The organism is Chryseobacterium sp. FR048, from assembly GCF_056844665.1.
This window is the reverse complement of sequence record NZ_JBXDSE010000006.1, coordinates 68801-87473: the sequence shown is the minus strand read 5'-3', so window position 1 is coordinate 87473 and position 18673 is coordinate 68801. Positions and strand designations below refer to the sequence as shown.

Below are 18673 nucleotides of genomic sequence, written 5' to 3'. Positions count from 1 at the left end.
TACTTTTAAAAAAACGGTTCCATAATTTTGGAACCGTTTTTTATAGTTTTAATATGTGATATTTCATCACTCCTAAATCAAAAGCTATTTCCATTTTTTCAGTTCATAAGCCGCTTCCCAGAAGTGAAACTCCATTCTTGAGGCCATGATAAATGCTTCCGTCATCTTCTGTCTGGTTGCTGCAGTACTGTTTTCTGCTATTTTATCACAGATTGCGATAGCCTGATCTACGGCTGCTGCAAATTCCTCTCCGGCATAGGTGGCAATCCATTTCTCATACGGGTTGTCGACGGTATTCTGGGTACGGTAAATATAATCTCCTACTTCTCTGTAGATCCAAAAGCAAGGAAGTACAGCCGCAACAGCAATTTCTACTGATTCCAATGCTGCAGTGCTTCTCAGGAAGTGAATATAATGATGACAGGCAGGCTGTAAAACACCTTTATCATTAAGTCCGAAATCTTTAAAATAGGATTCATGCAAAGCATTTTCCACAACAATTGCATTTTCAGCAAAACGCATAAAGGCAAGCACATCCTGAAGATCAGTAATCTTTGCTGCAATCAGGGAAAGGGTTCTTCCGAAGTGTTCCAGATATAAAGAATCCTGAGCCATATAAAAACGGAATTTCTCCTGTGGTAAAGAACCTTCCGATAATTCTTTTATAAAAGGCATTTTGAGAATAGACTCATAGAGTTCTTCTATTGTTTGCCAGGTGTGTTCAGACCATTTCATTTTTGATCAGTTTTTGAGGGTTAAAAAAGTGATTAAGCGGACCGTTTCCGTGTCCTGTTTGTACATCGATTCCGTTTTTGATGGCCTGGTAAATATATTCCTGGCCCAAAGAGACAGCTTCATACAAGGTTTTCCCCTGAGCGATATAAGCTGCTATTGCAGAAGACAGTGTACAGCCGGAACCATGCGTGTTATGGGTGTCAAACTTAGCCGTTTCAAAAGAATGAAAAACCTCATTTTCATCATAGAATAGGGAAGTGATTGTTGAGGTTTCCTGATGACCTCCTTTCAGAAGAATCGTTTTACAGCCCAGTTTTTTTATTCTTTCTCCAGCCGTATATAGGTCTTCCAGTGTTTCTACTTTCATATCGGCTAAAATGGCTGCTTCATCCATATTGGGCGTGATGACATCCGCAATAGGGAAGAGTTGATCCGTAATAGCTGTGATCGTTTCTTCTTCGATCAGTCGGTGCCCGCTGGTTGCTACCATAACGGGATCGAATACGATTGGTATTTTTTTATATTGTGCTAAAGTGGAAACAATGGTCTCCACCAATTGCGGAGTATGCACCATCCCGATTTTAATAGCATCCGGAACAATATCCTCCAGGATAGCCCGGATCTGATCAGCTACTGCTTCTACAGGAATCGGGTAGATAGCCCGTACGCCCTGCGTGTTCTGTACAGGTAAAGCTGTTAAAACCGATGTGGAAAAGCAACCTAATGCTGAAGCTGTTTTAATATCAGCCTGGATGCCTGCTCCGCCACTTCCGTCAAAACCTGCAATGGTAAGTACTGACGGGTATTTGTATTTTTTCATTTTAAAATTTCATTTTTTAATTCATAGGCTGCTTTCTGAGGATCATCTGCACCGCATATTGCAGAAACTACAGCAAGGCAGTCGGCTCCTGCATTGATAACCGCTTTTGCATTTCCAAGATGAATATTGCCAATCGCTACAAGAGGTTTTTCTGTAAGCTGCCTGATTTTGGAAACTCCTTCAAGACCCCATTCTGTAACGGTATCTGTCTTTGTATCTGTTTTAAATACGGGGCTTATTCCCAGATAATCAGATACAGCAGTTTGTTCGTTGTCAAGCTGTGATAAATGTTCAATAGAATAGCCGATCATCTTATTTTTGATAAAAGGATGCTGTCTCAGCTGAGTGGGCGGTGTATCACTGTTCCCAACGTGGATGCCTGCTGAGTTTACTTTTTCAGCGACTTCAATGTGGTCATTGATGATGAGAGGAACATTATATTTCTCCGTAATTTCAATAAGCTGTCTTGCTTTTTGAAGGAAAAGTTCTGTACTATCATTTTTTTCACGCAACTGGATAATATCTACTCCGCCAAGAATAGCCTGTTCCGCTACTTTCAGAAAGTTTTTCCCCTTACAGTCCGCCTCAGAAATTACCAGATACAACTGATAAGGAAAAGTATATAAACTCATTTCTGACTGATTTTTAAATGACTGTTGAATTCCTCTTCTGTAATATTGTATAGCTTATCGATCAGGTTAACCTGCAGGCTTCCGGGACCTTTGCTTTCGTGGGCAACAATTTCTCCTGCTATGCCAAGTAATGCCATTGCCGCTGCAACACCCAGGGTTTTGTTTTCCGAACATCCTATAAATGCTCCCGTCAATGCGGTGGCTGAACATCCTAATCCTGTTACTTTTGTCATAAGCGGATGGCCATTTCTTATAAAGAAGTTTTGTTTAGGACTTATAATAATATCCGTTTCACCGGAAATACAGACGGTCGAATTGTATTGGTTGACCAGAATCTGAGCAGCACCTACAGCATCATTGCTGGCAGCTGTACTGTCTACTCCTTTAGTCACGGTTGTATTGATCTTAGCCAGGGCAATAATTTCAGAAGCGTTCCCTCTGATAACGGTTGGACGATATTCCAGCAGCTGATGGAGAATCTGATCCCGAAAAGAAGTAGCACCAGCCCCCACAGGATCCAAAACCCATGGTTTGTGAATCTCATTAGCTGTTTCGGCTGCCATAATCATAGATTCAGACCAGTATTCGTCAAGAGTACCAATATTAATGACCACTGAATGAGCAATATTGATCATTTCCCTGATCTCAGATTTGGCATGGGCCATGATAGGAGAGGCTCCTGCAGCCAAAAGAGCATTGGCTGTATTGTTCATCACTACATAATTGGTGATATTGTGAACCAGCGGAGACGTTTGTTTTACAAGCTGAACTTGTTGCCAGAGTACTTTTTCCATTGTTTATCATTAAAATAAAAATAGCTTCAGGAAAAATCCAAAACAAAAGTACATGGGTCTGGCCATGTAGTCTTGCTTTTCCCTACGTCGGTGTCAGCCGTATCAGGTTCAAAGGGACTCTCTCAATTCTTTTCAGAATACCCCTAAAGCAAGACAAATGTATAAAAATTATCAGAGCAGGCAAAACCTGTAAAATATCTGAAGAAGAAGTTTTTTATCTTTCTACCAGTTCTTTCACCTGCTCTCCGTAAAAATCGGTTTTTGTGGTTGTAATCTTCAGCAGCTCATACCATTTTCTGAATGCTCCGATAAAGACAATAAGCATCAGGATCATTGCGGTAACCGCTAAGGTTGCCAACAGATACTGTTCTTTGGGGATATAGATGGTGGCGACCTGAAGATACCCTGCCCAGAAGGTAATAATCGCCATAAAGACTCCCGGAATAGCTGAGCACAATGCATATTTCCCTCTGTTCATCCTGATCAGCATTGTGGTACAGACAATAAGTCCGCAGGCTGCCAGCAACTGGTTACTGATTCCAAATAAAGGCCATATGCTGCTTACATTTCCGGTGTATACCAGGTAGCCCCAGGCAAAAGTGAAAAGTAAGCTGCTGATGATAATTCCCGGAATCCAGTTTTTATCATTGAATTTAGGGATCACAGAGCCCAGCATTTCCTGTAAAAAGAAACGTCCTACTCGTGTTCCTGCATCAATGGCGGTGAGGATAAATACAGCTTCAAACATGATCGCAAAATTATACCAGTAAGCCGTTAGCTGATCCATATAAGGGATTTTGTTAAAAATATGAGCCATTCCTACAGCCAATGAAACTGCTCCACCAGTTCTTCCATGCAGATCAATGCCAATCTTTTGGGAATAATAGTCAATATCTACTCCGTGAAGGGCAGGATGGGCGGCCAGAAAAGCATCGTAGGATTCTTTAGGAGTATTGATGGCAAAATAATCTCCAGGCATCAGAGTACAAGCGGCAATCAGGGCCATCAGAGCTACAAAGCCTTCAACAAGCATCGCACCGTAGCCTACAAAAAGAATTTCTCTTTCTCTGTTGAGCATTTTAGGAGTAGTCCCTGTAGCAATGACAGCGTGGAACCCTGAAATAGCGCCACAGGCGATCACGATAAAAATAAAAGGAAGTACAGGACCTCCTATAACGGGACCTCCACCATTGATGAATGCAGTAAGGGCCGGCATCTGTACCGTTGGATGAATCACAATAACTCCTACAGCCAGCATAATAATGGTTCCGATCTTTAGGTAAGTGGAAAGATAATCTCTCGGAACTAAAAGCAGCCATACCGGAAGAACGGAAGCCAGAAAGCCATATAGCGGAATCGCGATCGAAATGGTTTTAATATCCCAGGAGAATAAATGGTTTATGGCAGGGTTCTGCATAAGATCGTGCCCACCAATAATACCTGCAATCAAAAGGATGCCCCCCAGAATACTGGCAAAGAGAACACTGTTCTTTTTATAACGCATGATCAATCCCATAATCACCGCAATTGGCATTGTGATGACCACGGTAAAAAGAGACCATGAAGCCTCATGCATTGCATTGATACAAGCGAGCGATAAACCTGCCAGGGTAAGAATAAGAATGAATAAAATGGCAAAACCTGCTACCGTTCCTGTCGTTTTACCAATTTCCTTTGAAGCAATGGTCGCAAGACTCTGACCTTTGTGTCTTACCGAAGCAAATAAAACAACCATATCATGTACGCCTCCGCCCAATACACATCCTATTAAGATCCATAAAGCTCCGGGAAGATAGCCGAACTGTGCTGCCAGAACAGGTCCTACCAGTGGGCCGGCTGCTGCAATAGCCGCAAAATGATGCCCAAAGAGTACATTTTTATTGGTAGCAACATAGTCCTTCCCATCTGCAAATTCAATGGCGGGAGTTGTATTGTTGTCATTAAGCCGTAATACTTTATTAGCCATGAAAATACCGTAAATACGATAAGCAATCGCAAAAATAAGTATTGATACAAATATTAAAGTAAGGGCATTTATATTATCCAGTATCTCCATATCTTAATTTTTATTGGTTAATAATTGAAAGTATTGACTTTTTTATTGTAAATAATTTAAATAAAAGCCAAGTTAATTATTTTGTATATAAAAATAATGGATATGTATATTAAATTAGCAATATTGTAATAGATTGAAATATAATGTGTTGATTATTATATTTTTAATATTGATTTTTTATTACTGTGTATATTTTTTTTGTTATTTCTTCTGTAAAATAATAAAATCCACCATTTGATCGGTCATTTTATCCAAATCACTTTTATCTGTAGTGGAAAAACCGTGAACCCCATTTTCAATGATGATCAGGTCCGTCTGAACTTTGGCTCTCTTTAATTTGCGGTGAAGCTTTTTTGCCTGGTTTAAAGGAACTATTTTATCTTTATTCCCCTGTACAATAAGAGTAGGAACAGCTCCCGAAACAAAATTAACGGGTGATATGGTTTTTAAATACTCAATTGCTTTTTGTTGGTCCTTATTTAAATCATAGCCGGACATTCCCTTTACAAGTCCTTGCTGTAAATCAACAATCTTCTTCGAAACCATTCTGATCATAGAAACCGGAATTGTTCCCAATCCGGTATGGAAAAGTTTATTCAGATCGGCAGGGCCATAATGATCGATTACATAATTCACTTTTGAAGAATAAGATGAAAGTCCGGTACTGCCGATAAACGTATCATCCGGAGTATAGGCAGCCATTAAAGAAAGGTGAGCTCCCGCCGAAGCTCCGAAAAGCCCGATATTATTCGTGTCAAAGTTATATTTTTCAGCATTTTGTCTTACCCATCTTACAGCGTCCTTAGTATCTTCCAAAGGTAAAGGAAAATGAGTCGTGTCATTCAGAAGGGTATAATTGATGCTGATCACAGCGTAATGTTTTGGCAGCAATTTTTTGATGGTATTTTCAACATAATCATCAGCATGAATCTCTTTATTGCCTTCTATCCAACCTCCGCCATGCACATAGATCAGTACCGGAAGTTTTTCTGCCGGTAGATTTTTAGGCCTATAAAGATCCAGGAGAAGTGGATTCCCTTTTCTGTTGGTTTTGTATACAATATCTTCAGAAACTGTCGCGATTTCCGGAAGAAGTGTACTTTTCACCCGTGGTGCCGGAGCAGGACTCTGTGAAAAAGACTGTGAAAAAAATAAATTGGAAAAGCTTAAAAATAAAATAAAAAACAGGTTTGAAATAAACCTGTAATTTGATATGTTGTATGTAGATGAATTCATAATAAACTTTTTTTAGGAATGTGTTATTTTACTAACTCCTCAAAAAGCTTACCAAAAGTAATGTTCAGATCTTTGGATTTTCCGGGATGAGGTCTTGAAGTCTGAACCACAGCGCTTCTTACAGCCGTCAGCCAGCGAAATCGCTCAGGAATGTCCAGCAGAGCAATAGGGCCGCCGTTTTTATCTCCATTGGCAATTTTCTGAAAGCTTTCCAGATTTTGGATGATGTCTTCATAATCCAGTTTGCTGTGCATCAGTTTGAATTTATCAGGACACAGATAAAATTCTACTCTGATGAATTTTTCCTTCTTGGAAAACATCACCAATCCGATATTGAAAAATTCTTCTCTTTCAACTTTGGGTACCAGGCGTATTACCGCGTATTCATATATTTTATCCTCTTGCATTTTTCGCTTCGTTTACAAAGATTTGAGAATTTTCGAATCTGGTTTTCAAAAACTGAAAATAGATCTCACGGATTTCATCTGGAGTTTCGTCAGCATCATTCCATTGCAACCAGTCTTCAGGAATTGAATTGACAATATCTCTGAACAGGGTATCGTTCAGTACTTCATGGGCAAACTTATCCGCCTCGTCCAGCATTTTAGCTTTGGGAAGCAACACATGATCTTTCACGTATTTGAAAGGAGTTTTCGCTGCTGCATCGAAGTTTTGCCACGAGTGGTGAAAGTAGAATGAAGCTCCATTATCAATGATCCAGAGTTCTTTATGCCACATCAGCATATTCGTATTCCTAAAAGTACGGTCAATATTGGTGATGAAAGCATCCAGCCATACAATCTTCGAAGCCAGAAGCGGGTCAACGCTTATTCCCGGATCGTAAGTGATAGAACCGGAGAGATAATGCAGCCCGAGATTCAGACCTTCTGAGTGTTTCAGCAGATCCTGTATTTCTTCGTCGGCTTCCGTTCTTCCAAAGTCAGCATCGAGATTGATAAAAACCAGTTCGGGAATTTTCAATCCCAAGGCTTCCGTAATTTTTCCACCCAGAAGTTCGGAGATCAGCATTTTTACCCCATGGCCCGCACCACGGAATTTTAAAACATATTTAAAGTCATCATCAGCTTCTGCCAGAGCAGGAAGAGATCCTCCTTCTCTCAACGGCAGAATGTAACGCATCACGGTTACAGTTCTTAAATTCTGCATGAAGCAAAAATAAGCTTATTTTTTAATAATTTTTTTGATGAATTCCTTTTCTCCCGTTTTATAGTGTAAAAGATAAACGCCCGGTGATAAATGATGCAAAGGAATCACATATCCCGAGTCCGTTTTGTTCAGGCTGTATACAACGGTTCTTCCGCTGAAATCTGTAAGGGAAAGAATTTCAATTTTCTTTTGTGCTGTAATGTTCACAAGGTTTTGTGCCGGGTTGGGATAGATCTGTATTTGGTCTTCAATAGGAGATTCTTTGATGCCAAGAGTGTTTACAGTGATGCGCTTGGTTTTGGTGGTATTGGCACTGCATGCATCAGTGGTAAGGCTTACATTATAATCTCCCGATGCAGCATAAGTATGTACAGGATTTTGCAGGGTGGAAGTATTACCATCTCCAAAGTTCCATAGATAAGTCGTGGCATTTTGGGTCTTATTGGTAAACTGAATGGTGGTGGCATTGGTAAACTGATGAATAAATCTGCTGTGAACATCATTGGAGACTGCATTCCAGGTATCCAGAGTATTGTAAACTTCTGTTTTGACAATATTTTTAATAAACTGGGCCTGTGAAGGAGTAAGATTTCCTTTATAAGCAGCCAGAGTTGGATCTTTTTTGAATATAATCGTATAAAAAGTATAGGCCGCTGCCATAGAACCTATATAGCTCGGATGGGACTGATCCTGATCATAAAGTTCCAGAGAGGGATCCTGCTGTCTGATGGCTCGCCATACTTTACCCACCGGAGATAAAAGAGCTTCGTTGGTCTGGGCCATTTCAACATACCGTTGATAAATAAGGTTATCCATTCCTTCATACGTACATACTTCAGGCTGAGCGTTACAACGGGTATTATCTCCGTTTTTGCGCCCCCAGGTCATATAGAAAATAACATTGCCACAGGCATTGGTAGATTTTATAAGATCAGAAAGTTGGGCAGCATAAGGGTAGACCTGGCTTTGAACTACCTGATCCGGAAAAGACGGAAGCTGGCTCTGTTCCTGCAATACCACGTAATCCCAGTTTCCCTGGTTGAGGATGTTTACCGTAGTACTGTTGACATGATCCTGAAGGGTTGCTCCTCCTATGGCCTGGCTCTGGAAATCTACAATATCGTTGGTAGAGGCAGCCACATTTTTGATTAAATTGGGTAAATCATTTACGTAGGTATAGCTGTTCCCGATAAAGAAGACTCTCTTGGAGGTTTGACTGATTGTAAAAGAAAAAGTGATTAAAAGTAAAAAAAGTAGAGTTTTTTTCATAAATTTCAATTTAAATTAGCATTATAAATATAAAGAATATTAAACAAAACTTATATATATTATGAATTTGATTAGTGAAAAGAATATATATTTAGAAAATAAAGAAACAAAAGGTTTTCTTGCTGATATTTTTTACAGCGACACCGAAAAGAAACTGCCGCTGGTCATCTTTATACATGGATATAAGGGCTATAAAGATTGGGGGGCATGGGATCTGATGGCTGAAAAGTTTGCTGAAGCAGGCTTTTTCTTTGTGAAGTTTAATTTTTCCCATAATGGGACCACTGTAGAAGATCCCCATCACTTTGCAGATCTGGAGGCTTTCGGAAATAATAATTACTCTAAAGAGCTTTCAGATTTAGGATTCGTTATTGATCATTTTATAGAGAATCCTCATGTGGATCGTGAAAAGGTTATTCTGATCGGTCACAGCAGAGGAGGTGGAATTTCTATCATCAAAACCTTTGAAGATGAAAGGGTCAACGGTCTGATTACCCTGGCCAGTGTAGATACTTTAGAAAGATTTCCTACAGGCGAAGCTTTTGAAAACTGGAAAAGAGCAGGAGTCTATTTTGCCTTAAATGGCCGTACAAAACAGGAAATGCCACATTATTATCAGTTTTATGAAGATTATGAGAAGGACGTTCATCGTTTTGATGTGGAAAGAGCAACAGAGATGGCCAAAGCTCATATGCTGATCATTCATGGAACTCAGGACGAAGCTGTAAACGCCGGACAGGCAGAACATCTTCACCTTCTCCATCCGAATTCTGAACTATTCCTGATTGAAAATGCCAATCATACCTTCGGAGCAAAAGAACCCTGGACAGCAAAAAAACTTCCGGAAGATCTCAATACTGTCACGGAAAAGTGTATTGAGTTTATCAAAGAAAAATTGAAATAAAGCCTTTCCGATTCCGTTATATTACATTAACACTTTATACAATATCATTATGAAAAAACTTATTACAGGCGCATTAGCGCTATCCTTATGTACAGCAGTTATTTCCTGTAAGAAAGAAGCGAAAACCTCAACTTCTGCAGGTACAGATTCACTGGCGACAACAATGCCTAAAGATTCTGCAACAGAGCCGAAATCTGATTCTGCAGCTACTGCTTCTCCTTCTGCTGCAACAGAAAATATCATTACCAAAAATGTCGGAAAATATCCACATGAGATCAAACTGTTTGAAGATAAAAGCATCACAGACCGATTGAAAAAGCTTGTTGGAGCTCAATATAATGATATGATAAAATATTTTAATGTAGAAAGCCCGATCACCTCTGAAAACGGAATTTATAAATTAACAGGGTGCAAACAACACGACTGTCCGGGATATTCAACAGACATTTATTATGATGCTAAGGATGATAACCTGAACGTTATGATAGATCAGAACGGGAAACTGACAGACTTTAGTGAAAAGAAGAAAATAACGGTATCAGAATCTTTGAAATCGAAATAAAGACAGAAGCTGGAGACAAGTGGTTTTCGTATTCCGATCTACTTCTCTGGCCTGAAATATAATAATAAGAGGCGCCTGAAATTTCAGGCGCCTCTTTTGTATCTGACAATATAATGAATTGGTCTACTTCATGATAAGTACATTCCATGCTTCTTCAATCTTGCTTTCAAGAAGCAGCTTCTGAGCATCAAGATGAATGTTTTCATCAGCGTGGAATTCGCCGTCAGGCAGTACTTCCGTATTGGCAAGCATACCAAGATCATTTCCTGTAAATATTTTGCTGTATTTGATCGCATCCGGCAACAGGTCAAACCCGATTCCTTTTGTTACCAGAGGTTTTGGAACTTCAAAAAGGCTGTTTTCATTACTTCTGGAATACCAGTTACCGCCTAAACGGGCAACCATATCCAGTTTTTTCTGATCCAGATTTCCGGCTTCATTCAGGTATTCTTCTCTGATGTGAATTTTCTGAACTTCACAGATCACCAGATTTCCTGCTCCGCCCTGCTCGCCAAGAGATTTTACTTCCAAAACTTTGCATTCGAAGTTGACAGGACATTCTTCAATCAGTTTGGGCTGTACAAGCTCAGCATCTTTCATGGTCAGACCGGACTTGATGAATTCATTCACTCCGGTTTCATATTCTGTAGAAGCTAAAGAAATTTGCTGTACGATAGGAAAGTTCACAGTTCCAATCACTACTTCCGGTACTTCCAGAACGTTTTCCAGGGTATGTTTTGTGGTATTATCACGCACTCTCCTTGATGGTGAAAAGATCAGAATGGGAGGAACCGTACTGAACATATTAAAAAAACTGAATGGAGATAAATTGTTATTACCATCTTTATCCACCGTAGAGGCCAATGCAATAGGACGTGGTGAAACGGCGGTTTGCATGATGGTCTGAAGTTGTACAGAGGTTATTTCAGAGGGGATTACTGTTTTCATTTTTTTTTGATTTTAACACTTAACCAGGTTTAAGTATTCAAATTATATTAAAAATAAGCTTCGACTCCGCTCAGCTTGACACATCTGATACTAACTGTTTATAGTCTATTTTCAGCGATGTCATGTTGAGCGAAATCGAAGCATCTTATCGTTTAAATCTTAATTTTTAAAGTGTCGGGATAATTTTACCTGAAACTTCACCGAAACCTACTCTCACACCGTCTTTTTCTGCCCATGCTTTCATGGTAACGGTATCGTTGTCTTCAATGAACTTTCTTTCTTCACCGTTGCTTAATGATAAAGGATTTTGTCCTCTCCATGTAAGCTCAAGCATAGAGCCGAAAGATTTTGGATCGCTTCCGGAAATGGTACCGCTGGCATACAGATCACCCACTTCTACGTTACATCCGTTTACAGTGTGGTGAGCCAATTGCTGGGTCATATTCCAGTACATATGTTTGTAGTTGCTTTCGCAGATCAGGTTTTGATCACCGTTTTCCGGCTGGATATATACTTCAAGATTAATATCGTAATTTTTGTCACCTTCAAATTTCAGGTAATCCAGAACTTCAGGATCTTGCGTAGGAGAAGCTGTTCTGAATGGTTCCAATGCTTCCAGAGTAACTACCCATGGAGAGATAGATGATCCGAAGTTTTTTGCAAGGAATGGGCCTAGCGGAACATACTCCCAAGACTGAATATCTCTTGCAGACCAGTCGTTGAATACCACCATTCCGAAGATCGCATCTTCTGCATCTTTTGTAGATATACTTTCGCCCATCTCTGTATTTTTGTTGATGATGAAAGCCATTTCCAGTTCGAAATCCAGCTGTTTGCAAGGTCCAAAAACAGGTTGATCTGCATCAGCAGGTTTCATTTGTCCTTTCGGGCGGTTGATTTCCGTTCCTGAAACAACAATAGAAGAGGCCCTTCCGTGGTAGCCTACCGGTAAATGCTTCCAGTTGGGTAATAAAGCATTGGCAGGGTCACGGAACATTTTCCCTACATTGGTTGCATGTTCGATGCTGCTGTAGAAGTCTGTATAATTCGGGATGTGCACAGGCATCATCATCTTTACCTTGTCAAGATCGTAGAACGCTTCTTCAATGGTTTTCTGATCTTTAGATAATATTGATCCTTCCTGCAATAAAGTCTGGATTTTGGTACGTACGGCATTGGTAACCGATTTACCCAGTTCGATGAATTCGTTGATGGTATACGCTTCAAAAACATTGTCGTCCAAGCCTTCAATGTCTTCAAAATAACCAAGATCATACAAAGTGGCTAGATCAATAACCTGATCTCCGATCCTTGTACAGCATCCGATGTATTCTTTGTTAAAAACTGCTACTCCGAAAGGAATATTATGTATAGAAAAATCCGAGTCTGAGGAATAGTCTACAAATGATTTCATAAGTTTAGATTTAATTTAGATTAAAATATCACCCTGAGAAATAGTCTTTGGGATGTTTATTTTGCCTTTTTGGTATAAGATTGCTCATCAATCCATCGGTCTTTGGTATTGACATCGATGAGGTAGAGAATATTGTCCTGCTGGGTAAGCAATAGTGTTTTGGTGACTGCGATCGGGATTTTTTTACCTTCCAATACATCTGCCCGCAGAGAAACGATGTTCTTTTTTCTGACAATATCGCCTGTGAAAACATTAGAGCTGCTTTCTCCTGTAGCTTTATCATCAAAAACTTCTACATACGTAGCATTGTTCCCTTTGATTACGATAAAATCTCTTTCCGTATGGTCTGCTTCATCTTTAATGAAGACAAACTTTTTGTTGTCAATATTTACCTTTTCAAGATTCTGATTGATGCCTCTTCTTGCTTCAAGTCTGTCGAGGATTGCATTTAAGGAACCGTATTGTGCCTTTACACCCAGGGTTCCAAAGAATAAAATTCCTATTAAAAGTTTTCTCATTATGCTGTGTTTTATAAAAAAGTTTTGCCAGAATACTGAATCCTGACAAAACTTAATATTTTTTAACGTAAAATTAAAGATTACCTCTTCTTTCCTGCTCTCTTTCCAGAGCTTCGAATAAAGCTTTGAAGTTTCCGGCACCAAAACTCTGTGCACCGTGTCTTTCAATGATTTCGAAGAATAGAGTAGGGCGGTCTTCTACAGGCTTGGTAAAGATCTGAAGTAAGTACCCTTCTTCATCATGATCAATAAGTATACCTAACTCCTGAAGTTTTTTAAGATCTTCATCAATATGGCCCACTCTTTCAGGAACCATGTCATAATATGCTTCCGGCGGAGCTGAAAGGAATTCTACACCACGTTTTTTAAGCTCAGTTACCGTGTGGATAATATCTTTGGTAGCTACTGCAATGTGCTGTACTCCTTCACCTTCGTAGAAATCAAGATATTCTTCTACCTGAGATTTCTTTTTACCTTCTGCAGGCTCGTTGATCGGGAATTTTGCATATCCGTTTCCGTTTGACATTACTTTAGACATCAGTGCAGAATATTCTGTGTTGATCTGCTTGTCGTCGAAAGAAAGGATATTTACAAATCCCATTACTTTTTCATACCATTCTACGGTAGGAATCATTCTGTTCCAGTCTACGTTTCCTACACAGTGGTCTACATACAATAGACCTGCTTCTTCAGGATTGTAGGTACTTTCCCATTTTTCATATCCTGGCATGAAAGCCCCTTCATAATTTTTTCTTTCTACAAACATGTGAACTGTTTCTCCGTAGGTATAAATTCCGGACATTCTTACTTCACCATGCTCATCAGTTAAAGTTACGGGCTCTAAATATGGTTTTCCACCTCTTTTGGTAGTTTCTTCGAAAGCTGCATAAGCGTCATCTACCCAAAGTGCCAAAATCTTTACTCCGTCACCGTGTTTTTTTACATGTTCGCTGATAGGAGAATCAGACTTCAATCCGGTAGTTAATACCAATCTGATCTTTCCCTGTTGAAGCACATAAGATGCACGGTCTCTTACTCCTGTTTCAGGACCCGCATAAGCTACAGACTGAAAACCGAAAGCGGTTTTGTAATAATGGGCAGCCTGTTTTGCATTTCCTACATAAAACTCAATATAATCTGTACCGTTGATTGGTAAGAAATTTTCTGCTTGAGCAATTTTCTCGGCAAATGTAAGTGTTGACATATTCTTTTTTACTTTTATTTTATTGGTATGCAAATTACAAAAAACTTGGATATAGGAAAAATATTCCCTACTAATCCTTGAATTTATTTAACATAACGTTAAAGAAAAGTTTATTTAAGTATATTTAAGTTCCATTTGTTTGAAATCAACCGCTTACATTTGTAATACAAAAAACAAGTGAGAAAAAAATATTTCGTACATGAAAGCCACAGAGATTCTCTGCGGCTTTCTTATTTTATGGGGTAGTTTCTATTTTTCTGTTGAGCATTCCTGCATCCGGATTGTAATTGTCCCAGATCTTCCAGGTATTATCTATTTTTTTGAAGAAATAGATTTGTGTACTCAACTGGTTGACAAAATGCTCTTCTCCGGTTTCCCCTACTTTGAATAGCAGGTTCCAGAATTCCTGGGTTTCCAGTATTTTCTTTTCCGGGTCATCTGTCACTACATGGATGTCAAAAACTTCATAGTTGGAACGGTTGTTTTTGGTTACCAGCTGAAAGTCTTTGTCACAAAGTTCTTTACTGAACTGTGAAATTCTTTCTAAAAACGGAGAATCATCGAATACCAACTCCTTGAAAAGCTCGGTATTATGCTTGGGAAACTGTTTGCAGAATTCAAAAGCTTTTGCACAATAGTCATATACCAACCTGGACATAAAAGACGCGTCATCCGCTTCGTTCTGGTCTTTCTTTTTATGCCTCATAGAAAGGATATAATCATTAAGGTCTTTATACCCCAGAAAAATGCATATTTTATCAAGTGTTTTTAAGAATCTTAAATCACTGTGGGTTTTGTCCTGGTAATCGTTTTCAAAAAAACGCTGTAGCGTAACGTGGGAGATGGTGCTCCCGATTTCGAATTTTTTTCCTCCTTTCAGTTCTTCTGCTTCAGAGAGTTCATCTTTGATAATTTCGGAAAGAATAATATAATGGCTTCTTTTCCATTCATTCACATTCCCCAAAACAGAATTCCTTACTTTAGAATGTTCTACAACTTCTTCTCGTATCGAATTATATATAGTCTTCAATTTCCTTGTTTTTGAAAGAATTTTATCAAAAATACTGCCAAAGGTTTTAAGCTTTTTTATAGTTTATATGGCAGTAATAAAAATATATTGATAAAGTCTTATTAAAAAATAAACATTAAAAAGTTTTTATCTGCTGATTATCAGTGTTTAAATCTTTCGAATGCCGCTCTTTCCAACATTTCCCTGTCATCAGGATGAGCAATGCTGATCAGCTCCTGGGCCCTCTGGCGAAGGTTTTTCCCATACAGATAGGCTGTTCCGTATTCGGTAACGACATAATGAATATGTCCCCTTGTCGTCACCACACCGGCGCCCTGTTTAAGATAAGGTACGATCCTGGAGATCCCTTTTTTCGTTCTTGAGGTGATGGCAATGATAGGTTTCCCATCTTCACCCAACGCAGCCCCACGCATGAAGTCCATTTGCCCTCCGATGCCGCTGTATTGCAGAGTTCCGATAGAATCGGCACATACCTGTCCGGTAAGGTCTATTTCAATAGCGGAGTTAATGGCTACCATCTTTTTGTTTTTCATAATGTTGATCGGGAAATTGACTTCACTTACATCTCTGAAGGCAAAGACCGTATTGTCATCCACATAATCATAGAGCTTTCTGGTCCCAAAACAGAAGCTGGTAATGGTTTTATTTTCGTTGTAGCCTTTGTATTTATTGTTGATCACATCATTCTGGATAAGGTCGATTACTCCGTCACTCAGCATTTCTGTGTGAATTCCAAGGTCTTTATGATTGTTCAGACATTTTAAAACGGCATCCGGAATAGTCCCGATTCCCATCTGAAGGGTAGATCTGTCTTCAATCAGTTCTGCTACGTTTTTTCCTACAAGCATTTCTTCAGGACCTACTTTCGAACCATAATCTACCGTATGAAGCTCTTCTTCATGCCAAACCAGTTTATGGATTCTGCTGATATGGATCATTCCGTCACCATGGGTTCTTGGCATTCTTGGGTTGACAATAGCAACAATGGTTTTAGCAGTATCTACCGCTGATCTTGCTATGTCCACTGAAGTTCCTAAAGTACAGAAACCATGTTTATCCGGCGGAGAAACTGTTACCAGAGCTACATCCAGCGGAAGTATATTTTTTCTGAACAGAATAGGAATTTCACTTAAAAATACAGGAACAAAATCACCTCTGTCTGAGTTGACGGCATCACGAACCGGTGTGGATACGAATAATGAATTGATGAAGAATTTATCTTTATATTCAGGTTTGGCAATTTCTATATTTCCCTGTTGGGTAATAGAAACCATCTCTACATGATCCAACCGGTGTGCCTGTCTTGCCAGTTCATCAATCAGGTAGTTCGGAGTACATGCACTCCCGTGAAAAAATACACGGTTGCCACTTTTTACCGTATATATTGCCTCTTCTGCGCTTATGTAATTATGCATATTTTATTTTTTTAATAGGGTGTTAATCGTGTTCTCACCTCATAAAATTACCTCTCTTCTTTCAAAGATAGTCTTATATTTTTACTTTTTCTAATTATTTTAATGATATTGAAAAGGACTTTTATCATATTGAGGATAGCATTACAAGTGCTGAAAAATAAAAGGCCAAATGCAATGCATTCAGCCTTTTAGTATTATATTCAGAAGTTTTTTTTTAATTAGAAACCTGCGTTTCTGTAGTCTGTTTCATACTTCCTGTTTCAGAAAATCTTAAATGCCAGCTAAAAGCTTCTTCCAGCAGGTGAGGAGTATGTCCGCCTCTTTCACAGGCTCTGTCAAAATAAGATTGTAATTCTTCTTTATAGTCAGGGTGAACACAGTTATCGATGATTTTTTGCGCTCTTTCTCTCGGTGCCAGACCTCTAAGGTCAGCCAGTCCTATATCGGTCACCAGAATATCCACATCATGTTCCGTATGGTCTGTATGAGAAACCATTGGAAGAACGTGTGAAATATTGTTTCCTTTGGATGCGGCCTGGGTTACGAAAATACTTAAGTAGGCATTTCTTGCAAAGTCACCGGAACCTCCTATTCCGTTCATGATCTTTGTCCCTCCAATATGGGTAGAATTTACATTTCCGTAAATATCAAATTCAATTGCTGTATTGATGGCAATCACTCCCAATCTTCTGATCAGACCAGGTGTATTGGAAATATTCTGAGGTCTTAAAACAAATTTTTCTTTGTATTTGGAGAGGTTTCCTAAAACTCTTTCATAGCATTCTTTAGAAACGGTAATGGATGATGCTGATGCAAAGCTCAGTTTACCTGAATCTATCAAATCAAAAGTACTGTCCTGAAGCACTTCGGAAAACATGGTAAGGTCATAGAAATTACTATCCTTAAATCCTGTAAGAACAGCATTGGCTACTTTACCGATACCGGCCTGAAGGGGAAGAAGCCTGTCTGTAAGACGTCCTAAACGAACTTCATTTTCAAAGAAATCGAGAAGATGTCCGGCAATGGCTGTTGTCTTTTCGTCCGGCTCTGCAATATCAGCAGGGCTGTCTTTAAGGTTGGTAAAAACAATGGCTTCTATTTTTTCAGGATCAACCGGAATACTTTTTCTTCCGATTTTGTTCCAGGGAGCGACAATAGGAATAACGTTTCTGTAAGGGTAATCTTCAGCCTGGTATATATCGTGAATTCCATATACTTCTTCAGGAACTTCCGTATTGATCTCAATAATGATCTTTTTAGCCAAAGCAGCAAAAGTTACTGAGTTCCCAACAGAGGTAGTAGGAACAATACTTCCGTCTCTTTCAATATAAGCAGCCTCGATAACTGCCACGTCAATGCTCTGAAGGTTTTTAGTGTGAAGAAGCTCTGCACTTTCACTTAAATGCTGATCGATGAACAGAATTTCACCTTTATTGATCCTGTTTCTTAAAATAGGATCTACCTGAAACGGCATCCTTTTTTTAATCACATCAGCTTCTGCCAATTTTCCGTCGGTACCGTGCCCCAGTGAAGCTCCGGTCATTAAAGTGACTTTAAGGTTTTCTGTTTTTCCTCTTTCTGCTAATGCCGGCAAAATGGCTTTGCTGTCACCCGCTTTTGTAAAGCCGCTGGACCCTATGGTCATGCCGTCTTTAATGATTTTCACAGCATTTTCAGCCGTTGTTACTTTTTGATGTAAGCTTTCTAATCTGATTCTTTCTAACATGTAATATTGATTTTGTATTAAACCACCATTACTTAGGATGCGTCATGAAAAATAATGATGGTTAAAATGGAGCTAACCATGCCTCACAAATTTACGAAAAAAGACGCTTTAAATAAAGGATTTAAAGCGTCTTTTGTATGTATTCAGTAACAGTTTTGGATCAAACTGTGTAAACCCTTTAGTTTTAAATAAATCTACTATGTTTTTAACCACAAAAGCTTTTATTTTAACCACTTTAGCTCA

Annotated in this window: 18 protein-coding genes and 1 riboswitch; of the genes, 2 read left to right on the top strand and 16 right to left on the bottom strand. The window is 39.1% G+C overall.

The features are described 5' to 3' along the window. Window positions 1-84: 84 nt before the first annotated feature. The 9 genes from tenA to AC106K_RS17040 all read right to left on the bottom strand — a co-directional run bounded on the left by tenA (window position 85) and on the right by AC106K_RS17040 (window position 8709). A complete protein-coding gene (tenA, locus tag AC106K_RS17080; RefSeq protein ID WP_482446668.1) occupies window positions 85-735 on the bottom strand; it encodes a thiaminase II in 651 nt (216 codons plus the stop codon). After that, a complete protein-coding gene (thiD, locus tag AC106K_RS17075; RefSeq protein WP_482446667.1) occupies window positions 722-1555 on the bottom strand; it encodes a bifunctional hydroxymethylpyrimidine kinase/phosphomethylpyrimidine kinase in 834 nt (277 codons plus the stop codon). The genes tenA and thiD overlap by 14 nt, the downstream gene beginning before the upstream one ends. After that, window positions 1552-2187 carry a thiamine phosphate synthase gene (gene thiE, locus AC106K_RS17070; RefSeq protein ID WP_482446666.1) on the bottom strand — a complete coding sequence of 212 codons (636 nt, stop codon included), beginning with the start codon at window positions 2185-2187 and terminating at the stop codon, window positions 1552-1554. Before thiE ends, thiD begins: the two co-directional genes overlap by 4 nt. After that, a complete protein-coding gene (thiM, locus tag AC106K_RS17065; RefSeq protein ID WP_482446665.1) occupies window positions 2184-2981 on the bottom strand; it encodes a hydroxyethylthiazole kinase in 798 nt (265 codons plus the stop codon). The genes thiE and thiM overlap by 4 nt, the downstream gene beginning before the upstream one ends. 62 nt (window positions 2982-3043) lie before the next feature. Continuing rightward, window positions 3044-3136: riboswitch (TPP riboswitch) on the bottom strand. A gap of 59 nt (window positions 3137-3195) precedes the next feature. Then, window positions 3196-5037, bottom strand: a complete 1842-nt coding sequence (locus AC106K_RS17060) for a carbon starvation CstA family protein (protein ID WP_185289306.1) — start codon at window positions 5035-5037, stop codon at window positions 3196-3198. A gap of 201 nt (window positions 5038-5238) precedes the next feature. Then, complete coding sequence (locus tag AC106K_RS17055) at window positions 5239-6273, bottom strand: alpha/beta hydrolase fold domain-containing protein (protein ID WP_482446664.1); 1035 nt, start codon at window positions 6271-6273, stop codon at window positions 5239-5241. Window positions 6274-6296: 23 nt separating this feature from the next. Next, window positions 6297-6680 carry a DUF3037 domain-containing protein gene (locus tag AC106K_RS17050; protein ID WP_047098470.1) on the bottom strand — a complete coding sequence of 128 codons (384 nt, stop codon included), beginning with the start codon at window positions 6678-6680 and terminating at the stop codon, window positions 6297-6299. Continuing rightward, window positions 6667-7440: a HipA family kinase gene (locus tag AC106K_RS17045; RefSeq protein ID WP_482446663.1), complete on the bottom strand. Its 774-nt coding sequence runs from the start codon at window positions 7438-7440 to the stop codon at window positions 6667-6669. The genes AC106K_RS17050 and AC106K_RS17045 overlap by 14 nt, the downstream gene beginning before the upstream one ends. A gap of 15 nt (window positions 7441-7455) precedes the next feature. Next, the gene (locus AC106K_RS17040; RefSeq protein ID WP_482446662.1) at window positions 7456-8709 is read right to left on the bottom strand and encodes a PKD domain-containing protein; all 1254 of its coding nucleotides are present in this window, start codon (window positions 8707-8709) and stop codon (window positions 7456-7458) included. A gap of 61 nt (window positions 8710-8770) precedes the next feature. Here AC106K_RS17040 and AC106K_RS17035 point away from each other — a divergent pair, with 61 nt between their 5' ends. Further along, window positions 8771-9613, top strand: a complete 843-nt coding sequence (locus tag AC106K_RS17035; RefSeq protein WP_482446661.1) for an alpha/beta hydrolase family protein — start codon at window positions 8771-8773, stop codon at window positions 9611-9613. A 49-nt stretch (window positions 9614-9662) separates the two neighbouring features. Continuing rightward, window positions 9663-10175: a hypothetical protein gene (locus tag AC106K_RS17030; RefSeq protein WP_482446660.1), complete on the top strand. Its 513-nt coding sequence runs from the start codon at window positions 9663-9665 to the stop codon at window positions 10173-10175. A gap of 123 nt (window positions 10176-10298) precedes the next feature. Here AC106K_RS17030 and AC106K_RS17025 read toward each other — a convergent pair whose 3' ends face one another. From AC106K_RS17025 to AC106K_RS16995, 7 genes are all read right to left on the bottom strand, one after another. After that, on the bottom strand, window positions 10299-11123 hold the full coding sequence (locus AC106K_RS17025) for a flavin reductase family protein (protein WP_482446659.1): 825 nt from the start codon (window positions 11121-11123) through the stop codon (window positions 10299-10301). Between the two features lie 166 nt (window positions 11124-11289). After that, complete coding sequence (gene fahA, locus AC106K_RS17020; RefSeq protein WP_482446658.1) at window positions 11290-12537, bottom strand: fumarylacetoacetase; 1248 nt, start codon at window positions 12535-12537, stop codon at window positions 11290-11292. Window positions 12538-12593: 56 nt separating this feature from the next. Next, the gene (locus AC106K_RS17015) at window positions 12594-13055 is read right to left on the bottom strand and encodes a hypothetical protein (protein WP_047098477.1); all 462 of its coding nucleotides are present in this window, start codon (window positions 13053-13055) and stop codon (window positions 12594-12596) included. A 73-nt stretch (window positions 13056-13128) separates the two neighbouring features. Then, window positions 13129-14259: a 4-hydroxyphenylpyruvate dioxygenase gene (hppD, locus tag AC106K_RS17010; RefSeq protein WP_482446657.1), complete on the bottom strand. Its 1131-nt coding sequence runs from the start codon at window positions 14257-14259 to the stop codon at window positions 13129-13131. Window positions 14260-14494: 235 nt separating this feature from the next. Beyond that, window positions 14495-15289, bottom strand: a complete 795-nt coding sequence (locus tag AC106K_RS17005) for a hypothetical protein (RefSeq protein ID WP_482446656.1) — start codon at window positions 15287-15289, stop codon at window positions 14495-14497. Window positions 15290-15429: 140 nt separating this feature from the next. Next, entirely contained in the window at window positions 15430-16704 is a 1275-nt protein-coding gene (locus AC106K_RS17000; RefSeq protein WP_482446655.1) for an acetyl-CoA hydrolase/transferase family protein, read from the bottom strand. Window positions 16705-16918: 214 nt separating this feature from the next. After that, on the bottom strand, window positions 16919-18430 hold the full coding sequence (locus AC106K_RS16995; protein ID WP_482446654.1) for a succinate CoA transferase: 1512 nt from the start codon (window positions 18428-18430) through the stop codon (window positions 16919-16921). Window positions 18431-18673 lie beyond the last annotated feature (243 nt).